The 19,013-nt window shown below is 72.5% G+C and carries 16 protein-coding genes; 9 read left to right on the top strand and 7 right to left on the bottom strand.

Annotated features, from left to right (window positions below; all coding sequences use genetic code 11):
- Window positions 1-30 precede the first annotated feature (30 nt).
- Window positions 31-1,212: a serine hydrolase domain-containing protein gene (locus UW392_RS54810; RefSeq protein ID WP_320782973.1), complete on the bottom strand. Its 1,182-nt coding sequence runs from the start codon at window positions 1,210-1,212 to the stop codon at window positions 31-33.
- Window positions 1,213-1,377: 165 nt separating this feature from the next.
- On the opposite strand from UW392_RS54810, the gene UW392_RS54805 reads away from it, so the two are divergent.
- Window positions 1,378-1,641, top strand: coding sequence for a WhiB family transcriptional regulator (locus tag UW392_RS54805; protein ID WP_320782972.1), 264 nt, complete (start codon window positions 1,378-1,380; stop codon window positions 1,639-1,641).
- A 117-nt stretch (window positions 1,642-1,758) separates the two neighbouring features.
- On the opposite strand, the gene UW392_RS54800 is transcribed toward UW392_RS54805, so the two are convergent.
- The 4 genes from UW392_RS54800 to UW392_RS54785 form a co-directional block, all read right to left on the bottom strand.
- On the bottom strand, window positions 1,759-2,730 hold the full coding sequence (locus UW392_RS54800) for an acyl-ACP desaturase (RefSeq protein WP_320782971.1): 972 nt from the start codon (window positions 2,728-2,730) through the stop codon (window positions 1,759-1,761).
- A 219-nt stretch (window positions 2,731-2,949) separates the two neighbouring features.
- On the bottom strand, window positions 2,950-5,301 hold the full coding sequence (locus UW392_RS54795; protein WP_320782970.1) for an excinuclease ABC subunit UvrA: 2,352 nt from the start codon (window positions 5,299-5,301) through the stop codon (window positions 2,950-2,952).
- Window positions 5,302-5,320: 19 nt separating this feature from the next.
- Window positions 5,321-6,937, bottom strand: a complete 1,617-nt coding sequence (locus UW392_RS54790; RefSeq protein WP_320782969.1) for an ABC-F family ATP-binding cassette domain-containing protein — start codon at window positions 6,935-6,937, stop codon at window positions 5,321-5,323.
- Between the two features lie 311 nt (window positions 6,938-7,248).
- On the bottom strand, window positions 7,249-7,665 hold the full coding sequence (locus UW392_RS54785; RefSeq protein ID WP_320782968.1) for an SsgA family sporulation/cell division regulator: 417 nt from the start codon (window positions 7,663-7,665) through the stop codon (window positions 7,249-7,251).
- Window positions 7,666-8,091: 426 nt separating this feature from the next.
- Here UW392_RS54785 and UW392_RS54780 point away from each other — a divergent pair, with 426 nt between their 5' ends.
- From UW392_RS54780 to mmpA, 3 genes are all read left to right on the top strand, one after another.
- Complete coding sequence (locus UW392_RS54780) at window positions 8,092-8,415, top strand: plasmid stabilization protein (RefSeq protein ID WP_320782967.1); 324 nt, start codon at window positions 8,092-8,094, stop codon at window positions 8,413-8,415.
- Between the two features lie 54 nt (window positions 8,416-8,469).
- Window positions 8,470-9,159, top strand: a complete 690-nt coding sequence (locus UW392_RS54775) for an endonuclease V (RefSeq protein WP_320782966.1) — start codon at window positions 8,470-8,472, stop codon at window positions 9,157-9,159.
- A gap of 111 nt (window positions 9,160-9,270) precedes the next feature.
- Window positions 9,271-9,417: a morphogenic membrane protein MmpA gene (gene mmpA / locus UW392_RS54770; RefSeq protein WP_320782965.1), complete on the top strand. Its 147-nt coding sequence runs from the start codon at window positions 9,271-9,273 to the stop codon at window positions 9,415-9,417.
- 45 nt (window positions 9,418-9,462) lie between these two features.
- On the opposite strand, the gene UW392_RS54765 is transcribed toward mmpA, so the two are convergent.
- Entirely contained in the window at window positions 9,463-10,641 is a 1,179-nt protein-coding gene (locus UW392_RS54765) for a saccharopine dehydrogenase family protein (protein WP_320782964.1), read from the bottom strand.
- Between the two features lie 261 nt (window positions 10,642-10,902).
- On the opposite strand from UW392_RS54765, the gene UW392_RS54760 reads away from it, so the two are divergent.
- The 4 genes from UW392_RS54760 to UW392_RS54745 all read left to right on the top strand — a co-directional run bounded on the left by UW392_RS54760 (window position 10,903) and on the right by UW392_RS54745 (window position 16,280).
- On the top strand, window positions 10,903-12,081 hold the full coding sequence (locus UW392_RS54760) for a CaiB/BaiF CoA-transferase family protein (protein WP_320782963.1): 1,179 nt from the start codon (window positions 10,903-10,905) through the stop codon (window positions 12,079-12,081).
- Window positions 12,078-13,292 carry an acetyl-CoA C-acetyltransferase gene (locus UW392_RS54755; RefSeq protein WP_320782962.1) on the top strand — a complete coding sequence of 405 codons (1,215 nt, stop codon included), beginning with the start codon at window positions 12,078-12,080 and terminating at the stop codon, window positions 13,290-13,292. The genes UW392_RS54760 and UW392_RS54755 overlap by 4 nt, the downstream gene beginning before the upstream one ends.
- A gap of 57 nt (window positions 13,293-13,349) precedes the next feature.
- On the top strand, window positions 13,350-15,527 hold the full coding sequence (locus UW392_RS54750; protein ID WP_320782961.1) for a 3-hydroxyacyl-CoA dehydrogenase NAD-binding domain-containing protein: 2,178 nt from the start codon (window positions 13,350-13,352) through the stop codon (window positions 15,525-15,527).
- Between the two features lie 90 nt (window positions 15,528-15,617).
- Window positions 15,618-16,280: an SDR family NAD(P)-dependent oxidoreductase gene (locus UW392_RS54745; RefSeq protein WP_320782960.1), complete on the top strand. Its 663-nt coding sequence runs from the start codon at window positions 15,618-15,620 to the stop codon at window positions 16,278-16,280.
- A gap of 18 nt (window positions 16,281-16,298) precedes the next feature.
- Here the strand turns inward: UW392_RS54745 and UW392_RS54740 are convergent, their stop codons facing one another.
- A complete protein-coding gene (locus UW392_RS54740; RefSeq protein ID WP_320782959.1) occupies window positions 16,299-17,042 on the bottom strand; it encodes a MerR family transcriptional regulator in 744 nt (247 codons plus the stop codon).
- Between the two features lie 252 nt (window positions 17,043-17,294).
- On the opposite strand from UW392_RS54740, the gene UW392_RS54735 reads away from it, so the two are divergent.
- Window positions 17,295-18,761, top strand: a complete 1,467-nt coding sequence (locus UW392_RS54735) for an amino acid permease (RefSeq protein WP_320782958.1) — start codon at window positions 17,295-17,297, stop codon at window positions 18,759-18,761.
- Window positions 18,762-19,013: the final 252 nt, after the last annotated feature.

The following is a 19,013-nucleotide window of genomic DNA, read 5'->3' as shown; positions in this document are numbered from 1 at the left end:
GTACCGCCTGTCCCGCCCGTCCCCGATGTCTCAGCCGGTACCGCCCAGGGCGTTGTCGACGAGGCGGCGCATGATCTCCTCCTGACGCTCGGCGGTCCGCTGGTCCACCGGGCGGCTGTGCGCGGAGACGGTGACGGCACGCCGTCCGTCCATCGTGGCCGCGGCCTGGACGACATATCCGAAACCGCTCCCTCCGTGCCCGACGTACTCGCCGCCGCCGCGGGAGAAGGGGGTGAGGAACACTCCCAGACCGTCCCGGGTGCCCTCCGGGTGGCCGCTGCCCGGCGGCACCGGAACCGTGGTCAGCATGGCGGACTGCTCGGCGGGCCGGAGCAACCGTCCCGCGGCCAGTGCGCTGAGGAAGCGGTTGAGCTCGCGGGCCGTGCCGGTCATCGAGCCGTCGGCCCCGCTGTCGAACGGCCGGTAGGGGATCGTGGTGTCGATCATCGGGCCGTCCGGAGCGAACTGCTGGTGGTCGGCCGCGTGCGGATGCGGCAGGAAGGGATCGGTCCCCGGGGTGCCGGTGTGCCGCAGGCCGAGGGGGAGCAGGATGCGGTCCCGCACCTGCCGTTCCCAACTGCGGCCGGTCACCTTCTGGATGATCATGCCGGCGAGTACGTAGTTGGTGTTGGAGTACTCCCAGCCGGTGCCCGCCGGGAACACCGGCTCGTGGCGTACGGCGAGGGCGACCAGCTCCTCGGGTCGGTAGGCGCGCCAACGGCCGGCGAAGTAGGCCCCGGCGCTGTACTCGGGGAGGACGTCGTACATGTAGTCCCGCAGACCGCTGGTGTGCCGCAGCAGATCACGCACGGTGATGTTCCGGCCGTCGTTGCCGGCCCCGGACACGGTCCCGGGCAGCAGCTCCTCCACCGTCCGGTCGAGGGACAACCGCTTCTCGCCCACCAGTTGCAGGACCACCGTGGCGACGTACGTCTTGGTGACACTGCCCAGGCGCAGATGGCCGCCCACCGGGACCGGGCGGCGCGTGACCAGGTCACCGACCCCCGAACGGGCCGTGACCGTGCCGCTCGGGGTGTCCAGGCGGACCGCCACCCCGGTGACCCCGGCATCGCGCAGCGCGTCCGCGTCACGCTGCAGGGACCGGCCCGTGGCCGAGGGGCGCGGCGGGGCCGGAGCCGCCGCGGCGGGGGACAGGGAGGACACGATCGGCACCAGCGCGGCAGCCGCTGTCAGCGAACGACGGGAGATCATGCGTCGAGGTTAGAAACGGGGCGGCTCACCGGCCATGCGGAAGGTACCCGTGGGAGAACTGGTGCCAGCCGGATGGACAACCGTGCAAGGGAGGGACGAGGCACCCGCCCGCTCGTTGATGCGCCGTTGATCAAACGTTTTTCGCCGCCCGGCACGATCCCGCGCATGTACATCGAGACACCCGCCCCGCCCGCCTCCGCCCGACCGGAGCAGGCGCTGTGCGCGCAGACCGGGGCCGACTTCTTCTTTCCCGAGCCGGGCAGCTCCGTACGGGAGGCCAAGCGCATCTGCGGCATGTGCGAGATGCGTCCCGCCTGCCTGGAGTACGCGCTGGCCAACGACGAACGCTTCGGCGTCTGGGGCGGTCTGTCGGAGAAGGAGCGGCACCTCCTCCGGCGCGCGGAGCGGGACGGGCGGCCCGGGCGCTGACGGCGCGGCACGGTCACCGGTGGGTCGCGCCGGCCGGTCGTGGAAGAGACGGAGGTCCGCGCCGGGGACCCTGACGGTCCCCGGCGCGGACCTCTCGTATCCGCTGCGGGCCGCGCGCTACTTGCCGCGCGCCGCCATGCGCGCCCGCCGCGCCTCCAGCTTCTCGTCGAACTTGCGGGCCTCCGCGTCCAGTCCGCCCATGTAGAGGCCCAGCTCCTCCTGCGCCTTCAGGCCCTCCGGGCCGAGCCCGTCGATCTCCATGATCTTCAGGAAGCGCAGCACCGGCTCCAGCACGTCGTCGTGGTGGATGCGCATGTTGTAGACGCCGCCGATGGCCATCTGGGCGGCGGCGCGCTCGAAGCCGGGCATGCCGTGGCCCGGCATGCGGAAGTTCACGACGACGTCGCGGACCGCCTGCATCGTGAGGTCGGGCGCGATCTCGAACGCGGCCTTCAGCAGGTTCCGGTAGAACACCATGTGCAGGTTCTCGTCGGTCGCGATCCGCGCCAGCATGCGGTCGCAGACCGGGTCACCCGACTGGTGGCCGGTGTTGCGGTGCGAGATGCGCGTGGCCAGCTCCTGGAAGGCGACGTACGCGACGGAGTGCAGCATCGAGTGCCGGTTGTCCGACTCGAAGCCCTCGCTCATGTGCGCCATGCGGAACGCCTCGAGCTTGTCCGGGTCCACCGCGCGCGAGGCGAGCAGGTAGTCGCGCATCACGATGCCGTGGCGGCCCTCCTCGGCGGTCCAGCGGTGCACCCAGGTGCCCCACGCGCCGTCCCGGCCGAAGAGCGAGGCGATCTCGTGGTGGTAGCTGGGCAGGTTGTCCTCGGTCAGCAGGTTCACCACCAGCGCGATCTTGCCGATCTCGGTGACCTTGGACTGCTCCTTCTCCCAGGGCTCGCCGTCCTCGAAGAAGCCGGGGAAGTTGCGGCCGTCGCTCCACGGCACGTACTCGTGCGGCATCCAGTCCTTGGCGACCTTCAGGTGCCGGTTGAGCTCCTGCTCGACCACTTCCTCCAGGGCGTACAGCAGCCGCGCGTCGGTCCAGTCTGACGAGCTGCCGAGGTGAGGGGAGGCAATCGACACGGTGGTCTCCAGGGGACGGGGACGAGGAACACGTACGGTCACGAGCGGGTGACCGAACCTACGGAATCGTAGGCTACGAAACCGTAGGTTACGAAACCGTAGGTTAAGTCTGGCGTAAAGGGCCCTGATCAGGGGGGTTTCCCGGACAGGTGGACACCATGCCGACGGCCCCGGGACCGCCGGTCCCGGGGCCGAAAGAGTGAGGCCGCAGGCGGCCGTTCACCCGTTCGGGCGTGGCTCCGCGGGGGATGGGGAACGGCCGACAGCACGGCGCAGATGGTCCGCGGTGAACGAGCCACGCGCGTCCAGCAGCCGCCCCGGAGTCCCCTCGAACACCACCCGGCCGCCCTCCTTGCCGCCCTCCGGACCCAGGTCGACGATCCAGTCGGCGTGCGCCACGACGTCCAGGTTGTGCTCCACGACCACGACCGTGTTGCCCGCGTCGACGAGCCGGTCGAACAGCGCGAGCAGTGTGCCGACGTCCGCCATGTGCAGTCCGGTCGTCGGCTCGTCCAGGACGTACACCGCGCCCGTGCGGTGCAGATGGGTGGCGAGCTTGATGCGCTGCCGCTCCCCGCCGGAGAGCGTGGACATCGGCTGCCCGAGCGTCAGGTACGTCAGCCCCACGTCCCGCAGGGCGCGCAGCCGGCGCCGTACGCCCTGGTCGTCTCCGCGGTCGTCGAAGAAGCGCAGCGCCTGCTCCGCCGTCATGTCCAGCACGTCGGCGACGGAGCGGCCGTCCACCGTCAGCCGCAGCACCTCGTCCTTGAACCGCCGCCCCGCGCAGTCGCCGCAGGTCATGGTCACCGGGTCCATGAACGCCAGGTCCGTGTGGATGATTCCGCGCCCCTGACACGTCCCGCACGCGCCCGCCGAGTTGAAGCTGAACAGCCCCGCGTCGGCCCCCGTCCCGCGCGCGAAGATCTTCCGTACGGTGTCCATGACGCCGAGGTACGACGCCGGGGTCGACCGCGCGGAGATCCCGATCGAGGACTGGTCGACCACCACGGCGTCCGGGTGCGCCGCCGTGAACTCGCGGGACACCAGGGTGCTCTTCCCGGACCCGGCGACCCCGGTGACCACCGTGAGCACCCCGGTGGGGAACTCCACGGTCACGTCCCGCAGGTTGTGCCGGTCCGCGCCCTTCACCCACAGCCCGCCGGTCGCCCGCCGCGGCCGCTCCTTGACGGTCGTACGGCGTCGCAGGCACCGCCCGGTCGGGGTGTCGGCCGCCGCGAGCGCGGCCGGGGTGCCCTCGAAGACCACCTGCCCGCCGTCGGCGCCCGCGCCCGGCCCCATGTCGACGACGTGGTCGGCGAGCGCGATGACGTCCGGGTCGTGCTCGACCACCAGCACGGTGTTCCCCTTGTCCCGCAGTCGCAGCAGCAGGTCACCGAGGCGCCCCACGTCCCGCGGGTGCAGCCCGACGCTCGGCTCGTCGAAGACGTACGTCATCCCGGTCAGGCTGGACCCGAGGTGCCGTACGGTCTTCAGCCGCTGTCCCTCCCCGCCGGACAGCGTGGACGTCTCCCGGTCCAGGCTCAGGTAGCCGAGACCGATGGCGTCGATCCGCTCCAGGGCGGTGACGGCGGCCGACGCGATCGGGGCGGCCACCGGGTCGGCTATCTCCCTGAGCACTCCGATCAGGTCGCTGACCTGCATGCGCGTGCAGTCGGCGATGGAGAGGCCGCCCACCCGGGTGGCGAGGGCGGCCGCGTTCAGCCGGGCGCCCCGGCAGACCGGGCAGGTGTCCTCGGTGAGGAAGCGCTGTGCGAGGTCGCGCGTCTTCTGGCTCATGCCGGACAGGTCCCGCTTGACGTAGAGCCGCTCGAAGCGGTCGGCGAGCCCCTCGTAGTCGCTGCTCCACACCCCGTCCGCGTTCCTGAGCTCCACCTTGCTGCCGGGGGCGCCCCGCATCAGGAACGCGCGCTCCCGTGCGGTGAACTCCCGTACCGGCTTGTCCGTGTCCAGGTCGCGGGTATTGGTGTAGGCCTGCCCCTGCCAGGTGCCCGGCGCGAACGGCGGGAACACGACCGCGCCGCCCGCCAGGGACCTCCCCTCGTCGAGGATGCGGTCCCAGGCGGGCTGCACCGTGCGTCCCAGCCCGTCGCACTCCGGGCACATCCCGGACGGGTCGTTGAACGAGTACGCGGTCGCGTCACCCGCGCTGGGCGTGCCGTGCCGGGAGAACAGCACCCGGATCACCGAGTAGACGTCCGTCATCGTGCCGACCGTGGACCGGGAGTGGCCCCCGACCGGCCGCTGGTCGACGACGATGGCCGGGGAGAGCTCCTCGATGGCCTCCGCGCGCGGCCGCTCGTACTTGGGCAGCCGGTTGCGGAGGAACCAGGTGAAGGTCTCGTTCAGCTGGCGCTGCGACTCGACCGCGATCGTGTCGAACACGATCGAGGACTTCCCCGATCCCGACAGGCCGGTGAACACGGTCAGCCGGCCTTTCGGGATGCGGAGGGTGACGTCCTTGAGGTTGTTCTCCCGGGCTCCGGTGATGAGGATGTGACCGGTGGGACCGGTCGGTCCGGTGTGACTGTCGTGGGTGTCGCCGTGGCTCATGCCGCCGACGCTAGGAGGGTTACCCGACAGCCTCTGTCGTGATTTCCCTCAGCTCCCCGTCCTCCAGCAGCAGCCGCCGGGTGATGCCGATGGAGTCCAGGAACGGCAGGTCGTGACTGGACACGAGCAGCGCCCCCTCGTACGACTCCAGGGCCGTGGTGAGCTGCCGCACGCTCGCCATGTCGAGGTTGTTCGTCGGCTCGTCGAGCATGAGCAGCTGCGGCGCGGGCTCGGCCAGCATCAGCGCGGCCAGCGCCGCCCGGAAGCGTTCCCCGCCGGAGAGCGTCCCGGCCGGCTGGTCGGCCCGTGCTCCCTTGAACAGGAAGCGGGCCAGGCGCGCCCGCACCCGGTTCCGGGTGGCGCCCGGCGCGAACCGGGCCACGTTCTCCGCGACCGTCAGCCCGTCGTCCAGCACGTCGAGCCGTTGCGGCAGGAAGCGCAGCGGCACGTGCGCCGTCACCTCGCCCGCCACGGGTTCCAGTTCGCCCGCGATCGTGCGCAGCAGCGTCGTCTTGCCCGCGCCGTTGCGCCCCAGCAGCGCGATCCGCTCCGGTCCGCGCAGATCGAGGACGCCGCCGACCCTGGCGCCGTACCGCAGCTCCAGGTTCTGGATCGTGAGGACGTTCCGGCCCGGCGGCACCGCCGTGTACGGCAGGTCGACGCGGATCTCGTCGTCGTCCCGCACGGCCTCCACCGCCTCGTCGAGGCGCTCCCTGGCCTCCGAGAGCCGCTCCTCGTGCATGATGCGGTGCTTGCCCGCGGACTCCTGGGCCGCGCGTTTGCGCGCCCCCATCACGATCTTCGGTTCGCGCTTCTGCTCGAACATCTTCTGCCCGTACTTCCGGCGGCGGGCGATCTTCACCTGGGCGTCGACCAGTTCGCGCTTCTGCTTCTTCACGTCGGCCTCGGCGACGCGCACCATCCGCTCGGCCGCCTCCTGCTCGGTGGCGAGGGCCTCCTCGTACGCGGAGTAGTTGCCGCCGTACCAGGTGACCTCCCCGCCGCGCAGGTCGGCGATCTGGTCGACCCGGTCGAGGAGTTCGCGGTCGTGGCTGACCACGATCATCACCCCGGACCAGGAGGTGACGGCCTCGTACAGCCGGCGGCGCGCGTACAGGTCGAGGTTGTTGGTCGGCTCGTCGAGCAGGAGGACGTCCGGGCGGCGCAGCAGCAGCGCGGCCAGCCGCAGGAGCACGGACTCGCCACCGGACACCTCGCCGATGGTCCGGTCCAGGTCGATGTGGCCGAGCCCGAGCTCGCCGAGGGTGGCGCGGGCGCGCTCCTCGACGTCCCAGTCGTCGCCGACGGCCGTGAAGTGCTCCTCGGCCACGTCGCCCGCCTCGATGGCGTGCAGCGCGGCGCGGACGCCGTCGATGCCGAGCGCCCGGTCGACGCGGAGACCGGTGTCGAGCGTGACGTTCTGCGGGAGGTAGCCGACCTCGCCGGCCACGCGGACCGTCCCGCCGGCCGGGACGATCTCCCCGGCGATCAGTTTCAGCAGGGTCGACTTGCCCGAGCCGTTGACGCCGACGAGTCCGGTCCGCCCGGGGCCGAACGCGATCTGCAGGTCGTCGAAGACGGGGGTGCCGTCGGGCCAGGCGAAGGAGAGGGAGGTGCAGGTGATGGAAGCTGACAAGGTGGCCTCACGGTTGCTGGGTGCGGTCAGGGGAGACGCGTGAGAGACACCGCGGGCGGGGCGGGAGCGAGCGGGGGAGGGGGCCTGGACGGACCGGAGGAAGAGGAGGTCCGGGGATCGGGCCCCGCGCCGGAGGACGGCTCGTACGCCGAGGTCGCACGCTGCGCACACACACGACGGTGTGTTCACGCGGTGTCTCAGGACCTCAGACGAGCAACGTCCTTCTCCAATCGACGGCAACAGGACCGCCAGAACCGTACGAAGGTGCCGGGCGGCCTGTCAACGGATTAACGCGGCGCGGGTGCCGTCGCTCAGGCGGCGTCCCGCATCAGTTCCGCGAGATCGTGGTCGAGGTCGACCTGGAGGTGCTCGTGACCGAGCGGCACCTCCTCGGTCGTACGGTCCAGGAAGCGCCGCACGTCCTCGGAGCGGACGTGCACCACGGCGGTGCCCTCGGGGGCGTGGAACTCCACGACCAGGCGTTCGTACCCGTACGGCCGCACCCGTACGTCGCCGTGCCCGGCCTCCTCCTCCATGCCGTCCACGAACAGGTCACGGGCGAACGTCCAGCAGACCTCCACGCCCTCCAGCGTGGCCGGGGCCGGGAAGGTCATCCGGACGGCGAAGGGGTCGCGCCGGTCGTAGTGGAGCGTGGCGGGAATGCTCGGCATCCGCGGCGCGGCGGCGACGAGGCGGGCCTCAACGGGCTGCTCGATGACGGTGGACAACGCCTTGCTCCCTCGTGACGGCTGGACGGACTCCGGGTACGGGACCGGGCACCTGGAGAGACGTGGGAATGACTCACTCCGTGCACCTGGGATGTGAGTGACCTCTGTCACCGAATCCATTCACTGTGGCGATCCATTTCACGTTCCCCGCTGCCGGGACACCCCTGAGGACACCCGCACGCCGCCCGTGGTTCCCGCCTCCGGCCAACTGGCCGCGGGCGGGGAGGCGGACCGACGCCGCGCACCGGGAGAACGGCGGAAACACCGGGTCGTACGGGGCATACGGGGCGCACGGTGGGTATCGGCCGCACCGCCCGCGCAAGCCGGGCCACGGCGGCGGACGCAAGGTCGTCGAAGGTCGTCGTGCAAGGGACGTGGGATCGCCCGGAAGCGGGTACCCGGCTTCGCAGAAGGAAAGGAGCGATCATGCCACGCGGGTCGAGCCCCAAGCGGGAACGCCAGTACGAGCACATCAGGGAGAGCGCCCGGGACCGGGGCGAGAGCGAGCGGCGCGCCGAGGAGATCGCCGCCCGGACCGTCAACAAGGAACGGGCCAGGTCCGGCGAGTCGAAGACGGCGAGCCGCACCTCCACCCAGGACATGTCCTCCGGGAAGCGCGGGGGACAGCGCTCGGGCAAGGGCTCCCAGGGACCGACGTACGACCAGTTGTACGAGGAGGCCAAGCGCCGCAACATCCGCGGCCGGTCGGACATGAACAAGGGTGATCTGCAGAAGGCCCTCGGCAAGTAGTGCGGGCCCCGCGCGCGGGCGCCCGGCCCCGGGGACCGTAGGCTCGGCACCACCATGACGACCGTGCGCATCCCCGCGGGCTGGCCCGCGACCGAGGAAGAGGCCCGGGCCGTGCAGGACGAGCTGCGCGGCGAGGTGATACTCGACGAGACCGGACCGGCCCCGGGCGCCGGGTACGTGACCGGTGTGGACGTCGCCTACGACGACGCCCGCGACCTGGTCGCGGCGGCGGCCGTGGTCCTGGACGCGGCGACCCTGGACACGGTCGCCGAGGCCACCGCCGTCGGCCGCATCTCCTTCCCGTACGTGCCCGGGCTGCTGGCCTTCCGGGAGATCCCCACCGTGCTGGCCGCCCTGGAGGCGTTGCCGTGCGCGCCGGGACTCGTCGTGTGCGACGGGTACGGGCTCGCCCACCCGCGCCGCTTCGGCCTCGCAGGGCACCTCGGCGTCCTCACCGGCCTCCCCACGATCGGGGTCGCCAAGAACCCGTTCACCTTCACCCACGACGATCCCGCCCCCGCGCGCGGGAGCACGTCCCCGCTCCTCGCGGGGACCGAGGAGGTGGGCCGGGCCCTGCGCACCCGGGACGGCGTCAAGCCGGTGTTCGTGTCGGTCGGCCACCGGACGGCCCTCGGCAACGCGTGCGCCCACACCCTCGCGCTCACCCCCCGTTACCGGCTCCCGGAGTCCACCCGCCGTGCGGACGCGCTGTGCCGGCGGGCGCTCGCGGAGGTTCAACGGTGAGGTGCGGGGCGGGTGTTGTCGGTGTGCGCGGTTGCGGTACGCGGGGTGAGTATCCGGTCTGAGTATGTGTACGGATGTGAGTACGGCGCTCCGGTGGGCACCCTGAGTCCCATGACGACACACCACGCCCCGAAGCCCGCCGCCGGCACCGTCCACCACGCCGGGCGCGCCGTGACGGCCGGACTGCTCCTCGCCATGCTCGCCGGCCTCGCCTGGGTCGCCGGGATGATCTACACGGTCAGCGGCTGGGCGCAGTAGGGCCCGTCGTCGTCGACGACCCGGCCAGGGTGCCCCCGCGGTGCCTCACCGGGAGGCGGCCACCCGGAAGGTGATGCCCGCCGCGCGCAGCCGCCCGGTCAGCACGTCGCCCATCGCGACCGCCGTCGTGACCTGTCCCGCCGTGTGCGGAAGGTCGTCCAGGGCCAGGCACAGCGCGGACTCGGCGAGCATCTTCGCGCTCTCGCCGTACCCCGGATCACCGCCCGCGACCTCGGTGAACACGCGCCGCCCGTCGCCCTCGCCCACGAACCGCACCGAGAACCAGCTCCTCGCCCGCCGCCGCTCGCCCGGCCCCGTACCGGGAGCCAGTGCCGCCGACAGCCGGCCGCGCACGGGCGGCACCTGTGCCGCCGCGACCAGCGCGCCCACCGCGGCGACGCCGCCCACGGCGTACGGCAGGCTCTCGACGGCCGCGTAGTGGCGGTAGCGGAAGTCCGGCCCGTACCGCTCGAGCGCCCGCGCCGACCGTTCCACCACCTGCCCGTCGATGGTGGGCAGCGGCAGTGCCCACGCGCCTACCTCCGGTGCGAAGCGCGGCGCGCCCGGCGTCGAGCGGACCCGCCGGCCCGGCGTCCGCGGCTCGTGCCGCCGCCGGTCCCGCGCCGCGGCCAGCAGCCGCCGCCCGCGCGAGAACTGGTTGAGCGCGGAGGCGAACGTACCGCCCGAGACCGTCCCGCCGACCCGCACGAACCCGTCCACGGTGATCGGCACCCCCTCCGGCAGCTGCCGCACCGTGAAGTACGCCCCCAGGTCGTGCGGGACGGAGTCGAAGCCGCAGGCGTGCACCAGCCGGGCGCCGGTCTCCCGCGCGCGCGTGTCGTGCCGTACGTACGTCAGGTCCACGAACTCCGGCTCGCCGCTGAGGTCCAGGTAGTCGGTACCGGCGTCGGCGCAGGCGGCGACCAGTTCCGCGCCGTACGTCACGTACGGGCCGACCGTCGTGGCCAGCACGCGGGTGCGCCGGGCGAGCGCGCGGACCGACACGGGATCGGCGGCGTCCGCCGGGAGCACGCCGACGCCCTCGCCGCCGGGCAGCCGCTCGCGGAGCCGCTCCAGCTTCCGCTCGTCGCGGCCCGCGACCGCCCACCGCAGGCCCTCGGGCGCGTGCGCGGCGAGGTACTCCGCCGTGAGCCGGCCGACGAACCCGGAGGCACCGAACAGCACGATGTCGTACGGGCGTTCCGTCCTGTCGTCCACGCTCATGACACTCCCACTCCTCGTCCCTCGCCGCCGTGCCGCTGCCGGTGAACCTTTCCGGTCACGGCACTAGCGTGCACCACGGGCCGTACGTGCGGGAGGGAGCCGGCGGTGACCCCGGGGCCGGCCACGGGCGCGCCCCGGACCGGCCCTCCCGCCACCGGGGTACCGTGCCTGAGCGCTTGCTCGCCGAGGTCTTGTGTCCGGTGCGCCGCGTTCTTAACATCGTCGGTGTTACATCGGCAGTGTCACACCGCAGGGGGTGCGATGGCAGCGGCGGAGACGCCCCGGCACGGCCCGCTGGCCGGTGTGCGGGTGGTCGAGCTGGCCGGCCTCGGCCCCGGACCGTTCGCGGCGATGCTCCTCGCCGACCTCGGCGCCGACGTGGTGCGGGTGGACCGGCCCGGCGGTACGGACCTCGCCGTCGACCCCGCCCACGACCTCACCAACCGGGGCAAACGCTCGGTGGTCGTCGACCTCAAGGCCGAGACGGGCCCCGGCACGGTCCTCGACCTCGCCGCCCGCGCGGACGTCCTCGTCGAGGGCTACCGCCCCGGCGTCGCCGAACGCCTCGGCATCGGCCCCGACGCCTGCCACGCCCGCAACCCCCGGCTCGTCTACGGCCGCATGACCGGCTGGGGCCAGCGGGGCCCGCTCGCCGCGCGCGCCGGGCACGACATCGCCTACCTGGCGCCGACCGGTGTCCTCGGCATGATCGGGGACCCCGCGGGTCCGCCCGCCGTCCCGGCCAACCTCCTCGGCGACTACGCGGGCGGCTCGCTCTACCTCGTCGTCGGCGTCCTCGCCGCCCTGCACCACGCGCGCGCGACCGGCACCGGGCAGGTCGTGGACGCGGCGATCGTGGACGGTGCCGCGCACCTGTCCACCATGATCCACGGCATGCTCGCCGCGGGCGGCTGGCAGGACCGGCGCGGCGCCAACCTCCTCGACGGAGGCTGCCCCTTCTACGGCACGTACGAGACCGCCGACGGGCACTACATGGCGGTGGGCGCCCTGGAGCAGCGGTTCCACGACGAGTTCGCCGAGCTGCTCGGCCTCGGGGACGAGGCACCGGACCGCTGGGACACCGGTCGTTGGGACGAGCTCCGCGAGACGGTCGCCGCCCGCTTCCGGACCCGTACGCGCGAGGAGTGGACGGCCCGCTTCGAGGGCTCCGACGCGTGCGTGGCGCCCGTGCTGTCGCTGCGCGAGGCACCGCACCACCCGCACCTCGCCGCGCGCGGCACCTTCACCGAGGCGGGCGGCACCGTCCAGCCCGCCCCCGCACCCCGCTTCTCCGCCACCCCCACCTCCGTGCGCGGCGGGCCCGCCCGGCCGGGCGACGGCGCCGCGGACGTGGCCCGCGACTGGGGCATACCCGGCCTGTCCCAGGACGGCCGTCGAACCCCCACCACCCTCCCGCCACCCGAAAGGCCCCACTCGTGAGCACCGAAGCGTACGTGTACGACGCGATCCGCACCCCGCGCGGGCGCGGCAAGGCGAACGGTGCCCTGCACGGCACCAAGCCCATCGACCTGGTGACCGGACTGATCCACGAGGTCCGCCGCCGCCTCCCGGACCTGGATCCGGCCGCGGTCGACGACATCGTGCTCGGTGTCGTGGGACCGGTCGGCGACCAGGGCTCCGACATCGCCCGGATCGCCGCGATCGCCGCCGGACTGCCCGACACGGTCGCCGGGGTGCAGGAGAACCGCTTCTGTGCCTCGGGTCTCGAAGCCGTCAACATGGCCGCCGCGAAGGTCCGTTCCGGGTGGGAGGACCTGGTGCTCGCGGGCGGCGTCGAGTCGATGTCGCGGGTGCCGATGGCCTCCGACGGCGGCGCCTGGTTCGCCGACCCGATGACCAACCTGGCCACCAACTTCGTGCCGCAGGGCATCGGCGCCGACCTCATCGCCACGATCGAGGGCTTCTCGCGGCGCGACGTCGACGAGTACGCGGCGCTCTCCCAGGAGCGGGCGGCCGCCGCCTGGAAGGACGGCCGGTTCGAGCGGTCCGTCGTCCCGGTCGTGGACCGCGCCGGGCTCGTCGTCCTCGACCACGACGAGCACCTGCGGCCCGGCACCACCGCCGACTCCCTCGCCAGGCTCAAGCCCTCCTTCGCCGACATCGGCGACCTCGCGGGCTTCGACGCCGTGGCGCTGCAGAAGTACCACTGGGTCGAGGAGATCGACCACGTCCACCACGCGGGCAACTCCTCGGGCATCGTGGACGGCGCGGCCCTCGTCGCCATCGGCTCGGGGGAGGTCGGCGAGCGCTACGGCCTCACCCCGCGCGCGCGGATCGTCTCCGCGGCCGTCTCCGGCTCCGAGCCCACCATCATGCTCACCGGCCCCGCGCCCGCCACCCGAAAGGCCCTCGCCAAGGCCGGGCTGACCATCGAGGACATCGACCTCGTCGAGATCAACGAGGCCTTCGCGGCGGTCGTGCTCCGCTTCGTCAAGGACATGGGCATCTCCCTGGACAAGGTCAACGTCAACGGCGGCGCCATCGCGCTCGGGCACCCCCTCGGCGCGACCGGGGCCATGATCCTGGGCACGCTCGTCGACGAACTCGAGCGTCAGGACAAGCGGTACGGGCTGGCCACGCTCTGTGTGGGCGGCGGCATGGGCATCGCCACGATCGTCGAGCGCCTGTAGTCACCGGCGGAGCACGCGCGGACCACGAGACCTCCCACCAGACCGGAGACCCACGTCATGACCGAGCCCACCACCATCCGCTGGGAACAGGACGACACCGGCGTCGTCACCCTCGTCCTCGACGACCCGGACCAGTCCGCCAACACCATGAACCAGGCCTTCCGCGCCTCCCTCGAGGCGGTCGCCGACCGTGCGGAGGCCGAGAAGGACACGATTCGCGGGATCGTCTACACCTCCGCCAAGAAGACGTTCTTCGCGGGCGGCGACCTCAAGGACATGATCAGGGTCGGCCCGGAGAACGCCCGGGACGCCTTCGAGGCCGGCATGCGCATCAAGGACGCCCTGCGCCGCATCGAGACGCTCGGCAGGCCGGTCGTCGCGGCGATCAACGGCGCGGCCCTCGGCGGCGGGTACGAGATCGCCCTCGCCGCCCACCACCGCGTCGCCCTCGACGCGCCCGGCTCGAAGATCGGCCTGCCCGAGGTCACCCTCGGCCTGCTCCCGGCCGGCGGCGGCGTGACCCGCACCGTCCGCCTCATGGGCATCGCCGACGCGCTGCTCAAGGTGCTGCTTCAGGGCACCCAGTACAGCCCGGCGCGGGCCCTGGAGAACGGTCTCGTCCACGAACTCGCGGCCACCCCCGAGGAGATGCTCGCCAAGGCGCACGCGTTCATCGACGCGCACCCCGAGTCGCAGCAGCCCTGGGACGTGCCCGGCTACCGGATCCCCGGCGGCACCCCCGCCAGCCCGAAGTTCGCGGCGAACCTGCCCGCCTTCCCGGCCACCCTCCGCAAGCAGCTGAACGGCGCCCCCTACCCGGCGCCCCGCGCCATCCTCGCGGCCGCCGTCGAGGGCTCCCAGGTCGACTTCGCGACGGCGCAGACCGTCGAGGCCCGCTACTTCACCGAGCTGGTCACCGGGCAGACCGCGAAGAACATGATCCAGGCGTTCTTCTTCGACCTCCAGGCCGTCAACGCGGGCGCCAGCCGGCCCGCGGGCGTCGCCCCCCGCAAGGTCCGCAGGGCGGCCGTCCTCGGTGCCGGGATGATGGGCGCGGGCATCGCCTACGCGTGCGCCCGCGCGGGCATCGAGGTCGTCCTGAAGGACGTGTCGCTGGAGGCCGCGCTCAAGGGCAAGGGGTACTCCGAGAAGCTGTGCGCCAAGGCCGTCGGCAAGGGCCGTACGACGCAGGAGAAGGCCGACGCGCTGCTCGCCCGCATCACGCCCACCGGCGAGGTCGCCGACCTCGCGGGCTGCGACGCCGTGATCGAGGCGGTGTACGAGGACGCGACGCTCAAGCACAAGGTGTTCCAGGAGATCGAGAACGTCGTCGCCCCGGACGCGCTGCTCTGCTCCAACACCTCCACCCTGCCCATCGGCGAGCTCGCCGAGGGCGTGGAGCGACAGGCCGACTTCATCGGGCTGCACTTCTTCTCGCCCGTCGACAGGATGCCGCTGGTCGAGATCATCAAGGGGCGCAGGACCGGCGACGAGGCCCTCGCCCGCGCCTTCGACCTCGTCCGGCAGATCAACAAGACCCCGATCGTCGTCAATGACTCCCGCGGCTTCTTCACCTCCCGGGTGATCGGCCACTTCATCAACGAGGGCGTCGCCATGGTCGGCGAGGGCATCGAGCCCGCCTCCGTCGAACAGGCGGCCGGTCAGGCGGGTTACCCGGCCAAGGTGCTGTCCCTGATGGACGAGCTGACCCTGACCCTGCCCCGCAAGATCCGCAAGGAGACGCGGCGGGCCGTCGAGGAGGCCGGCGGCACCTGGACCGAGCACCCCGCCGACGCGGTCGTCGACCGCATGGTGGACGAGTTCGGCCGCACCGGCCGCAGCGGCGGCGCCGGCTTCTACGAGTACGGCGAGGACGGCCGGCGCGGGCAGCTCTGGCCCGGCCTGCGCGAGCACTTCACCGAGCCCGGCAAGCGGATCCCCTTCGCGGACATGCAGGAGCGGATGCTGTTCTCCGAGGCGCTGGACACCGTCCGGCTGCTTCAGGAGGGCGTGCTGACCTCCGTCGCCGACGCCAACATCGGCTCGATCCTCGGCATCGGCTTCCCCGGCTGGACCGGTGGCGTGCTGCAGTACATCAACGGCTACGAGGGCGGGCTGCCCGGGTTCGTGGCCCGCGCGCGGGAGCTCGCCGAGCGCTACGGGGACCGTTTCCAGCCGCCCGCGCTGCTGGTGGAGAAGGCCGAGCGGGGCGAGGTCTTCAGCGACAGCCGCTGATCCACCCCACCCGCGCCCCTGGCGAGAGCGCGTTCCCAGGCCGGGAACGCGCTCTTGCCGGGGGCCCGGCGGTCACCAAGACTGCCGCCCATGGAGACGCGCACCGCCCTGGTGACCGGAGCGGCACAGGGCCTCGGGCAGCAGTTCGCCGTCGCCCTCGCGAAACGCGGCTACCGGGTCGCCGGACTGGACATCGGCCCCCAGCCGGAGACGGCCGGGAAGATACTCGACTACGTGGAGCTGACCGCCGACATCACCGACGAGCAGCAGATACACCAGGCGCTGGAACAGGTCATCGACCGGTTCGGCACGCTGCACGTGCTGGTCAACAACGCGGAGACGGTACCCGTCGCGGAGTTCGAGGACGTCAGCGTGGAGGAGTGGCGCCACGTCATGCGGGTCAACGTGGAGGCGCCGTACCTGCTGACCCGCGCCGTCCTGCCGCACCTGAAGGCGGCGGGCTGGGGCCGCATCGTGAACGTCGCCTCGTCGGCCGCCCTGACCGCCCCGCCGACGATGGTCCCGTACGTCACCTCCAAGGCGGCCCTGATCGGCTTCACCCGGGTGCTGGCCTCGGCCCTCGGCCCGTACGGCATCACGGTCAACGCCATCGCCGGCGGCCCGCCGGATGTCACGGCGGACGGGCCGGACCCCGCCGGCCTGATGTCGACGCTGCTGTACGTGGTCGACGAGGGCAGCGGCTCCCTGACCGGTCAGACGCTCAGCGTGACGGGCGGCCCGCTCCACGGGTGAGCCCCCGCACGCACCGTCCTAGGACTCCTTCAGCCACTCCCGGAGCTCCTCCCTGAGCGAGCGCTGGAAGGTCGTCAGCAGCGCCTCGACGACCAGCGGCTGCATGTCGGCCGAGAGCGACCGCACCGCCTGCGGGTCACGCTCGGCCACGGCGTCGCGCAGCAGCCGCGACAGGGCGTGCGCCGCCGCGCGGGAGTGGTCCAGGAGCACGGTGCGGGCCGCCATGACCGTCTCCTGCGACAGCGGGACGTCGAGGAGCTGCACGCCCAGGCGGAGCAGCCCGGTGTCGACCCGGAAGGAGCCGTCCGGGGAGCCGTCCCGGCCGTCGTCCGCGGCGTCCTCCCCGGCCGGCGGCCCGGGCGTGACCACGCCCATCGCCTCCAGCCGCGCCAGGTCCTCGGCGCCCAGCGCCCGGCCCGCCAGCCGCTCCAGCTCGCGCCGCTCCACGGTCTCCACGGTCTCCGGCGCCCAGGAGGCCACCACCGCGCGGTGGATGGCGAGGTCGTGGGCGCTCGGGTCCGGCGGCAGCCGCCGCAGGTAGCGCTCCACGGCCGCCAGCGTCATGCCCTGCCGCTGCAGCGCGTCGATCAGTTCGAGGCGGGCCAGGTGCTCCCGGCCGTAGTGCCCCACCCGGCGCGGGCCTATCACCGGCGGCGGCAGCAGCCCGCGGGTGCTGTAGAAGCGGACCGTGCGCACCGTGACACCCGCCCGCGCGGCCAGTTCGTCGACGGTGAGGGTGGGCTCCTCGGCCTGGGTCGTCATGTACTGCAGTATCGCTGTCCCACCAATGGTGTGAAACCCGTGCGGCACGGCCGGTGACCATGGCCCGCACCCGTGCTGACCATGTGAGATGCACCGCTCTGTGAGATCCGTTACCGCGCGTGGGAGGCCGGCGGGGGAGGGTGGACCGTTGGTCCGCGCGCCCTCACGCGGGCGCGCGGACCAGGCACAACGGAACACCCGGGCGTGACCCGCCCCGGGAGCACCGACGCGCACCAGAGAATAGAGCCACCCGTGAGCAAGGACGCCGTCTCCACGGCACCGGACCGCTCCCGTACCGACGCGGCCTCCAGGCCCGTGGACGCGGGCGACGCCGGTTACAGCAAGGACCTCAAGGCCCGCCACATCAACATGATCGCCATCGGGGGAGCGATCGGCACCGGCCTCTTCCTGGGCGCCGGCGGGCGCCTGAACAGCGCGGGCCCCGCGCTCGCCCTCGCCTACCTGGTCTGCGGAGTCTTCGCCTTCTTCGTCGTCCGGGCCCTCGGCGAGCTGGTCCTCTACCGCCCCTCCTCCGGTTCCTTCGTGTCGTACGCGCGTGAGTTCCTCGGCGAGAAGGGCGCGTACGTCGCCGGGTGGATGTACTTCCTCAACTGGTCCACGACCGGTATCGCGGACATCACCGCGATCGCGCTCTACACGCACTACTGGAGCTTCTTCACCGACATCCCCCAGTGGGTGCTGGCGCTGATCGCCCTCGCCGTGGTCCTGGTGATCAACCTGGTCTCGGTGAAGATCTTCGGCGAGATGGAGTTCTGGTTCGCCATCGTCAAGGTGGTCACGCTGGTCGCCTTCATGCTGGTCGGCATCTTCCTGCTGGCCACCCGGCAGGACGTCGGCGGGCGGACGCCCGGCCTGAGCGTGATCACGGACAACGGCGGCTTCCTCCCGCACGGCGTCATGCCCGTCGTCATCGTCATGCAGGGCGTGATCTTCGCGTACGCCGCCCTGGAGCTCGTCGGCGTCACCGCGGGCGAGACCGCCGAGCCGGAGAAGGTCGTCCCGCGCGCAGTGAACTCGATCATGTGGCGCGTCGGCCTGTTCTACGTCGGCTCGGTCGCCCTGCTGGCCCTGCTGCTGCCGGGCTCGGCGTACTCGGCGGACGAGAGCCCCTTCGTGACCGTCCTGTCCGGCATCGGCGTCCCGGCGGCGGGCGACGTGATGAACCTGGTCGTCCTCACCGCGGCGATGTCCTCGCTGAACTCCGGCCTCTACTCCACCGGCCGCATCCTGCGCTCCATGGCCATGGCGGGCTCCGCGCCGAAGTTCACCGCGCGGATGAACCGCAGCCAGGTCCCGTACGGCGGCATCCTGCTGACCTGCGGCGTGTGCGTGCTCGGTGTGGGGCTCAACTTCCTGGTGCCGTCCCAGGCCTTCGAGATCGTCCTCAACGTGGCCTCCCTCGGCATCATCAGCACCTGGGTCATCATCATGATCTGCCACCTGGTCTTCGTCCGCCGGGCCCGGGCGGGCCAGGTCGAGCGGCCGTCGTTCCGGCTCCTCGGCAGCCCGGTCACGGAGCTCGTCACGATCGCCTTCCTGCTGGCCGTGCTGGGCCTGATGTGGAACGACCCCGACGTCGGTCGCCGGACCCTCCTGCTGATCCCGGTGATCGCCGTCCTGCTGGTCGGCGGCTGGTTCGGGATCCGCCGCCGCGTCGGGCGGGACGCGGACCGGCAGCCGGTGGAGCCCACCCGGTAGCGGGTGGCCGCCGACGGCGCATTCCGGTGCGTGAGCGCGGTGCCCCGCGCCTCCCGGCGGGTAGGGCACGGGCATGGATCTGCTGCCCCACTCCGTCGGCCTGCTGCACCCGCGGGCCGAGCACCTGGTCGTCACGACGGTGCTGGCCGTGCTCGCCCTCCTCGCCGTCACCCGGCTGCTGCGCCGTACCCGCCACGTGCGCGGCCGGCCCGCGGCGGTGACCGGGGACGCCCGGCGGGCCGGGGCGGCGCC

This window comes from Streptomyces sp. CRN 30, assembly GCF_034105845.1.
This window is presented reverse-complemented; position numbering and strand designations above follow the sequence as displayed.

Excerpts from the sequence above, each read along its gene's own strand:
- UW392_RS54775 (WP_320782966.1), top strand. The coding sequence starts at position 8,470 with ATGACGACCGTGCGCATCCCCGCGGGCTGGCCCGCGACCGAGGAAGAG.
- UW392_RS54760 (WP_320782963.1), top strand. The coding sequence starts at position 10,903 with ATGGCAGCGGCGGAGACGCCCCGGCACGGCCCGCTGGCCGGTGTGCGG.
- UW392_RS54750 (WP_320782961.1), top strand. The coding sequence starts at position 13,350 with ATGACCGAGCCCACCACCATCCGCTGGGAACAGGACGACACCGGCGTC.
- UW392_RS54795 (WP_320782970.1), bottom strand. The coding sequence starts at position 5,301 with ATGAGCCACGGCGACACCCACGACAGTCACACCGGACCGACCGGTCCC.
- UW392_RS54740 (WP_320782959.1), bottom strand. The coding sequence starts at position 17,042 with ATGACGACCCAGGCCGAGGAGCCCACCCTCACCGTCGACGAACTGGCC.
- UW392_RS54745 (WP_320782960.1), top strand. The coding sequence starts at position 15,618 with ATGGAGACGCGCACCGCCCTGGTGACCGGAGCGGCACAGGGCCTCGGG.
- UW392_RS54765 (WP_320782964.1), bottom strand. The coding sequence starts at position 10,641 with ATGAGCGTGGACGACAGGACGGAACGCCCGTACGACATCGTGCTGTTC.
- mmpA (WP_320782965.1), top strand. The coding sequence starts at position 9,271 with ATGACGACACACCACGCCCCGAAGCCCGCCGCCGGCACCGTCCACCAC.
- UW392_RS54805 (WP_320782972.1), top strand. The coding sequence starts at position 1,378 with ATGTACATCGAGACACCCGCCCCGCCCGCCTCCGCCCGACCGGAGCAG.
- UW392_RS54780 (WP_320782967.1), top strand. The coding sequence starts at position 8,092 with ATGCCACGCGGGTCGAGCCCCAAGCGGGAACGCCAGTACGAGCACATC.
- UW392_RS54810 (WP_320782973.1), bottom strand. The coding sequence starts at position 1,212 with ATGATCTCCCGTCGTTCGCTGACAGCGGCTGCCGCGCTGGTGCCGATC.